Genomic DNA, 6,067 nt, shown 5'->3' on the forward strand with positions numbered 1-6,067 from the left:
CATGGATGCAATTACGATTAAAAACCTTGATGTGGTATTTGGCGATCAACCACAAAAGGCATTGTCGCTATTAAATGAAGGCAAAACTCGTCAAGAGATCATCGAGCAAACAGGGCAAGTGGTCGGTGTGGATAACGTCACCATGAGTGTCAAAGAAGGCGAAATATGTGTTCTTATGGGCTTATCAGGCTCGGGAAAATCAAGTCTATTGCGCGCTGTGAATGGCCTAAATCCTGTTACTCGCGGCTCTTTACAAGTCAAAGATGGCGATAGCCAAGTTGAGCTATCTTCATGTGATGCCAATACGCTTCGCCACCTTCGTACTCATCGAGTGTCGATGGTGTTTCAAAAGTTTGCCTTAATGCCTTGGCTGACCGTTTTGGATAATGTTGCTTTTGGGCTTGAAATGCTTGGCATGCCCAAAGCGCAAAGACGCGAAAAAGCGCGCGAGCAGCTTGCCATGGTTGAGCTTTCTGATTGGGAGAATAAATACCCACATGAACTTTCAGGTGGCATGCAACAGAGAGTAGGGCTAGCAAGAGCTTTTGCGATGGACACCGATATCTTACTCATGGATGAGCCTTTTTCAGCGCTTGATCCCCTTATTAGAGCACAGCTGCAAGACGAACTTATTTCCCTACAGAAAAAACTCAATAAAACTATTTTGTTTGTCAGCCATGATCTTGATGAAGCGCTCAAAATCGGTAATAACATCGCGATTATGGAGTCGGGTAAACTTATTCAGCATGGCAAACCTGAACAAATAGTCTTGGCGCCTGAAAATGATTATGTCAAAGATTTTGTCGCGCATACTAACCCCCTCAATGTGCTTAAAGGGCGTTCATTAATGCAACCCGTAAGTCAATTAGAGCGCGAAGCCGCAAGATTGCAGATTTGCCCTGTGCAAAAAGTTTGGGTTGAAGAACGCGATAGCAAACTCTACCTTGATGATAAAATTTCATTAACACTTATCGATTGGCGAGATGAAAAAGTGAATCTTGATGACATATCACATCAAAGTGTAGTGATAGCTAGCCCAGATATCGGCATGAGAGAAGCAATTAAGCTAAAGCAGCTCAGCGGACAGCCTATTCTATTGGTCGAAAATGGTGAGTTGGTTGGGGTGCTAGATGACAACGACTTTTACTCTGGCTTGCTAGGTAAACATAAGGCGGCATGATGATTTGACCAGCGCCCTAAGCCGATATTACTTAGTGGCGCTGGTTTTCCTTATCGGCTGCGGTGTATAAAACTGTTTGTTTTAATAAAATGGTCGATTTGTTTTGGCACCGCAGAGTTATATATCATAGTGGTGTGGGCGCTGCGCATCTCGATATGGTCTGTCATGCCTTCGATTTTGGTTTCTTCGACCGTTACAGTACCATCTGAGAGAGTGTTATCTTCCATCATCAGTAAGCTTCTTGCGCCAATAGCTAGTGTTCCAGCAATACTTCCCAGCTTTTGTGGATGGTTCCAATAATCTTCATGTTGCTCTAGACCAAATTTAGGCGCATTACCTAATACAGCTCCCATACCCAAATCTTGAATTCGATTCACGATTGAAGCGCCTTGCAGTGGCGAACCCACGGCGATTACATGAGATATTCGCTCAATATTTGGGGCACGAGAGGTTAGGTAATGCTTAATGATAAGTCCGCCAAGGCTATGCCCAACCAATACGTTTGTTTGTGCTGCTGACAATGCATGATCAATGACATCAAACACTTTGTTTTCGTCTATCGCTAGGCTATTGTAGCTAACCGTTTTTGTATCATAACCATATGATCTGAGCTTTTGACTGAGCGGCTTCATGACCAAGCCATGCATATACAGCCCATGAAGAATAACAATATTCATTGGTGGCCCTACTTATCAAAGAAAAGCCATTGTGCCAATTCTCACTGTATTTATCCAGCATGCACATATTAAAGACGCTTTTAGGTGTCGATTAGAACACTTTTCGGTATTTATAAATTGTTTTTATATCACAAATTTGTTCACTCTAGTCATAATATTTTTAATAGAAAAACCAAAAAGGGATCATATCTTTATACGTATGACCAATATACTTATCTTTTCTTTTAGTACGAATATAAAACTTTACAGCAACAACCAAGCTATATACTGAAAATATTCCGGAGATAAACGCTCCAAACAGTTCCTCCTTATTTATCAATACCCAAGCTGCTCCCAATATCAAGATTGTGACCAGCAAACAAGTAATAGACATAATGCGAGAGTCTCTTTTATATTTATCCCAGTCTCTAACCAACCATTCATCACAAAATTTATTACATTGTAAGCATATCCTGTTTGAGGGAAGAACAGGGCTGTTTGTTTTACATTTGGAACATACATATGATCGGTTCATCTATCCTCACTTAACTTCAGTAGTAATATATTCGCTATCTCTATATGTGACCATTGTCACCATAATGACGAATATCATTAAAAAACAAATGTTTATTTAATATCTAGTCTATTAAAACAATTTTTAGTTGATATATTAACCTCTTGGGAAATTAAATAAATCAATAATTACTAGGAGAGTTGTTTAATGGTGGTATCTGAAAATCAATATTATTTTGGTTTGGGCGAAAGTGCAATGATAGAGGCGGTGGCACATGCTGAAGCCCAAGCGAGCATTGGTAACTCGGGTGAAATTAACTTTGGTAGTATATATGACCACTTTGAAGAAAAAGTAGCTGGTGCTTGGGATAGTATGAGCGAACTTCAAAAAACCTCAGCTATTGCTGGAGGGTTAGCTACAGCAGCTCAGAAAATAGTAAGCAAAATTCCATTAGCCAATATTGTATTAGCACCTTCTGCTCTTACTAAGTTAACAAGCTCTTTAGCCCACTTAACGGATTCAGCTAAGTCAGGAACTGTAAAACCTTCTGAGGTTACTGCTGTTATTGGAGGTATAGCTACCATTATTGGTGCTGTGGCTGCTGCTGGAGCTGTGGCAGTTGCAGGTACCGCATCAGCGGTTGCTCTTGGGACTGTAGTGGGTATTGCTGGGGCAGTTTCTATAGGTTCTTTGGCTGGTGGTGTTGTACTTGATTGGATATTTACAGATGATGACAAAGTGGTTTTAAATGATGTACTTGAAGATTCCGTGAACATTAAAAACAATTTGCAGAATGCTGAATGGGACATTGACAATGATGGCATTCCAGATTCAATAGATCCTGACATTAATAGTCTTGGGCTTGACCGTATGAGCTTAGACGATAGCCATTCAGATATAACGGATAACGGGTTGGCTGGGTTTACCCGCTTGAGTGCAGAGCAAGTCCATGTTGCCGCTTCGGACAAGTCTACACAAAACGTTAGCTTGGAAGTGTCATCGCTTGTGCAAGCTATGAGTAGTTTTGAGTCTCAGGAGGCGTCAGTTAGTTTTTCGCACGCAGCAATTAAACCTCCAATGGAAATACTTGCCGTGTCAGTACGGTGAAAAATGATTAGTCCGGTTTAATGGTAAGCGTATAGTAAGGAGTGAGAGCAGTGTCGATGAGCAGCTCCATCGACACTACTACTTTTGAAGGGTCTTAGACTATTGAAATAACCCTTTAAAAGATTGCTCCTGACTTATCGATATCAACATAGAACTCAGTGAGTCAAGCATTACTTCGTGTACAAAATTTCCCATACTAATGCGTTTTACGCCGAGGCTTTTGAGTTCTGAAAAAGTGGGCAGGTTTGGAATACACATGACATTGATTGGCAGTGATGTACTAGTGACTACTGATTGTATATCGCTGGAGGTTTCGATACATGGTAGAAAGATTCCATCGGCGCCTGACTGTTGATATTTGCTTATTCTATCAATGCTCTCTTCGAGAGGGTGTGTGACATTGAGTAGATAGGTGTCACTTCTGACGTTAATAAAGACGTCAATATTTGCATCGCTAAGTTGCTTTCGTATTTGTTCCAGTCTTTTGGCAAATACCACTTGATCACAGAGTTGTCTTTCGCCTTTTATTACAAGGCTGTCTTCAATGTTTATGCCAACAACACCAAGGTTGGTAAGCTTTATAATATTACCTGCTATGGCCTCCGGCGTATGTCCGTAACCAGACTCAATATCTACAGTTAAAGGTAAGGTCGTTGATTTGAGGATGATATCGACAATCGACAATAGGCTCTCAAAGCTAATATTTTCTCCATCTTCCTTACCTAGGTTTTTTGCTATCGCAGCACTGGAAGTACCAATCGCTGAAAACCCGCTGTTTTGGGCGATTACCGCACTTGCAGCATCCCAAACATTACAAATAACTAACGGATTTTCCATATTATGCATACTCTTAAACATTTTATGCCTTCCTTATATTTAGTTGGGCTTGATGACTTCAGGAGTATGCTAGCAATAAGGCAGCCGTAGAGTTCGCCACTTTCGGAACTGAACAATATTGAGTAAAGCCACGATATTAGGAATAAGCCGTCTGACCTCATTGGCGTTTCTATAATCTATGACGTTTTTTGAGTATTCGTGTCTTTGAACGAACTGATATTGACCAGAAAGTTCCTTAGCGTTTGCACAAGCTGCGTTGGGTGGGCTACCGGACCATAATCCTCCTTGATCATGACAGATGGTTTGTCGAGCTTTTGGAAACTCAGACCAACCATGAGCGGACACATAAGTCGGAAAAATAGCTAACAGCGACGTGCCTACTGTAATTCTTAAAATATTTTTACTTGGTTTCATTTCTTCTATCCCATTAGATTAATACAAGTTACTCTTTGAGTTCTTTAAAGTTAAAAATAGAGATTCTTTATTTTTATTTCTGTCAGCATTAGGTTTAAATTTAATTTAACGTTTAACTTTTGAAAGTGTTTTAATTGTTTTTGTGAATTGATATCGCAAATGATAAAATAATTACAAACTTGACTTAAATTTTTCTTTTTATCTTAAAGCTATGATTTAAATGGATTTTTATTTTTGCTCTTGGTCTGTGCGTTAAATTTTTCAATGAGGTTTTATTTGTTATTTTTGATTAATAGTTAATTAAGTAAAGGTTAATTTACTTAATTAACTAAATTATATATTTTAAGTGAAGAGTGGTTTTAAAAAACATCACTCTTTTTATTCACATACTTAAATCATTAAAAGGAATAACTATGAAAAAAAATATATTGTCTTGCATTATTCCAATCGCTGCTAGTATCACAATTTATTCTTCTCAGGTTTACGCAGTTTATAATGGAGTAGAAGTAAGCCCTCAAGACGAATCTTATATGGTGTTTTTATCTACTGCCTCTGGTGGAACTACGTGTAGTGGGGCGCTTATTGCTCCAAATACTGTTTTAACCGCTGCATATTGCGCTGTCGATAACATGGATGCTCATTTTCTATACTCTACGAATAATGATGGAACTGTAAGCGGTGAAAGTAAAAAGGTAGTTAAGCATTATTTTGCTAATGACTTATACACTTTTGACGAGCCAGGTCAGTACTACGACATTGCTATTTTGGAACTTGATGGTACGCCGGATAATGTCGAGTATCTTCCTGTTGCAGAAGGGGGTATCCCATTAGGTGCGGATGTATACCCTCTGGGGTATTCTTCCGGCCAATTGAAAAAAATGCCCATCCCTGCGAAAGTAGCCGCCAAAGAGAACTCTAAGGCTTATTATATAGAGGCTTATTTCTCTGAATGTCCAAATTCTCCTAATTACTCAAATAACTACTACAACCAGTCAAGCACAACAGGTGATGAGGCTAGGTGTAACTATTTGGAGTGGGCTTTTGAAAACCGAAGAGAACCGATAAGTCAGACACAGTACACTATTAGTGTCGAGAACCCATCTCTGCCACCCTCTCATCCTCAGTATTCACTAGATGAAAGCAGTGGTTTTGTCACTAAGTATGGAGCTACTCGAGGTGATGGCGGAAGTCCTCTTATATTTGATGGCAAAATTTATGGTGTAGCCAGTACGGTCACGAACATTTACTCGGCACGACATAATGTGGCAACTTTCTATGAAGGCTTCGAACGTGAGGGAGCTTTTAACGTATGCGCCCCATGAACCCACGGGGCGGTGTTGTTAATGTTTGAAGTTCCAA

At 39.8% G+C, this 6,067-nt stretch carries 6 protein-coding genes; 3 read left to right on the forward strand and 3 right to left on the reverse strand.

The genetic code is table 11. The annotated features are described in order from the left end of the window. Position 1 precedes the first annotated feature (1 nt). Entirely contained in the window at positions 2–1,180 is a 1,179-nt protein-coding gene (gene choV, locus AAFM34_RS07685) for a choline ABC transporter ATP-binding protein (protein WP_341661565.1), read from the forward strand. A 50-nt stretch (positions 1,181–1,230) separates the two neighbouring features. Here the strand turns inward: choV and AAFM34_RS07690 are convergent, their stop codons facing one another. Next, on the reverse strand, positions 1,231–1,857 hold the full coding sequence (locus tag AAFM34_RS07690) for a triacylglycerol lipase (protein WP_341661567.1): 627 nt from the start codon (positions 1,855–1,857) through the stop codon (positions 1,231–1,233). Positions 1,858–2,557: 700 nt separating this feature from the next. Between AAFM34_RS07690 and AAFM34_RS07695 the strand changes: the two genes are divergently transcribed. Continuing rightward, positions 2,558–3,457, forward strand: a complete 900-nt coding sequence (locus AAFM34_RS07695) for a hypothetical protein (RefSeq protein WP_341661569.1) — start codon at positions 2,558–2,560, stop codon at positions 3,455–3,457. A 99-nt stretch (positions 3,458–3,556) separates the two neighbouring features. Here AAFM34_RS07695 and AAFM34_RS07700 read toward each other — a convergent pair whose 3' ends face one another. Together AAFM34_RS07700 and AAFM34_RS07705 are read right to left on the reverse strand one after the other, a co-directional pair. After that, positions 3,557–4,315 carry an isocitrate lyase/phosphoenolpyruvate mutase family protein gene (locus AAFM34_RS07700; protein WP_341661571.1) on the reverse strand — a complete coding sequence of 253 codons (759 nt, stop codon included), beginning with the start codon at positions 4,313–4,315 and terminating at the stop codon, positions 3,557–3,559. 48 nt (positions 4,316–4,363) lie between these two features. Further along, entirely contained in the window at positions 4,364–4,708 is a 345-nt protein-coding gene (locus tag AAFM34_RS07705) for a hypothetical protein (protein WP_341661573.1), read from the reverse strand. Positions 4,709–5,121: 413 nt separating this feature from the next. On the opposite strand from AAFM34_RS07705, the gene AAFM34_RS07710 reads away from it, so the two are divergent. Further along, the gene (locus AAFM34_RS07710) at positions 5,122–6,030 is read left to right on the forward strand and encodes a trypsin-like serine protease (protein ID WP_341661575.1); all 909 of its coding nucleotides are present in this window, start codon (positions 5,122–5,124) and stop codon (positions 6,028–6,030) included. Positions 6,031–6,067: the final 37 nt, after the last annotated feature.

Origin of the sequence: Vibrio sp. (assembly GCF_038138445.1) — a bacterium.
Taxonomy (GTDB): Bacteria; Pseudomonadota; Gammaproteobacteria; order Enterobacterales; family Vibrionaceae; genus Vibrio.

Bases quoted from the DNA above. Each gene is read 5' to 3' on its own strand.
- choV (WP_341661565.1), top strand. From the start codon at position 2: ATGGATGCAATTACGATTAAAAACCTTGATGTGGTATTTGGCGATCAA.
- AAFM34_RS07690 (WP_341661567.1), bottom strand. From the start codon at position 1,857: ATGAATATTGTTATTCTTCATGGGCTGTATATGCATGGCTTGGTCATG.
- AAFM34_RS07695 (WP_341661569.1), top strand. From the start codon at position 2,558: ATGGTGGTATCTGAAAATCAATATTATTTTGGTTTGGGCGAAAGTGCA.
- AAFM34_RS07700 (WP_341661571.1), bottom strand. From the start codon at position 4,315: ATGTTTAAGAGTATGCATAATATGGAAAATCCGTTAGTTATTTGTAAT.
- AAFM34_RS07705 (WP_341661573.1), bottom strand. From the start codon at position 4,708: ATGAAACCAAGTAAAAATATTTTAAGAATTACAGTAGGCACGTCGCTG.
- AAFM34_RS07710 (WP_341661575.1), top strand. From the start codon at position 5,122: ATGAAAAAAAATATATTGTCTTGCATTATTCCAATCGCTGCTAGTATC.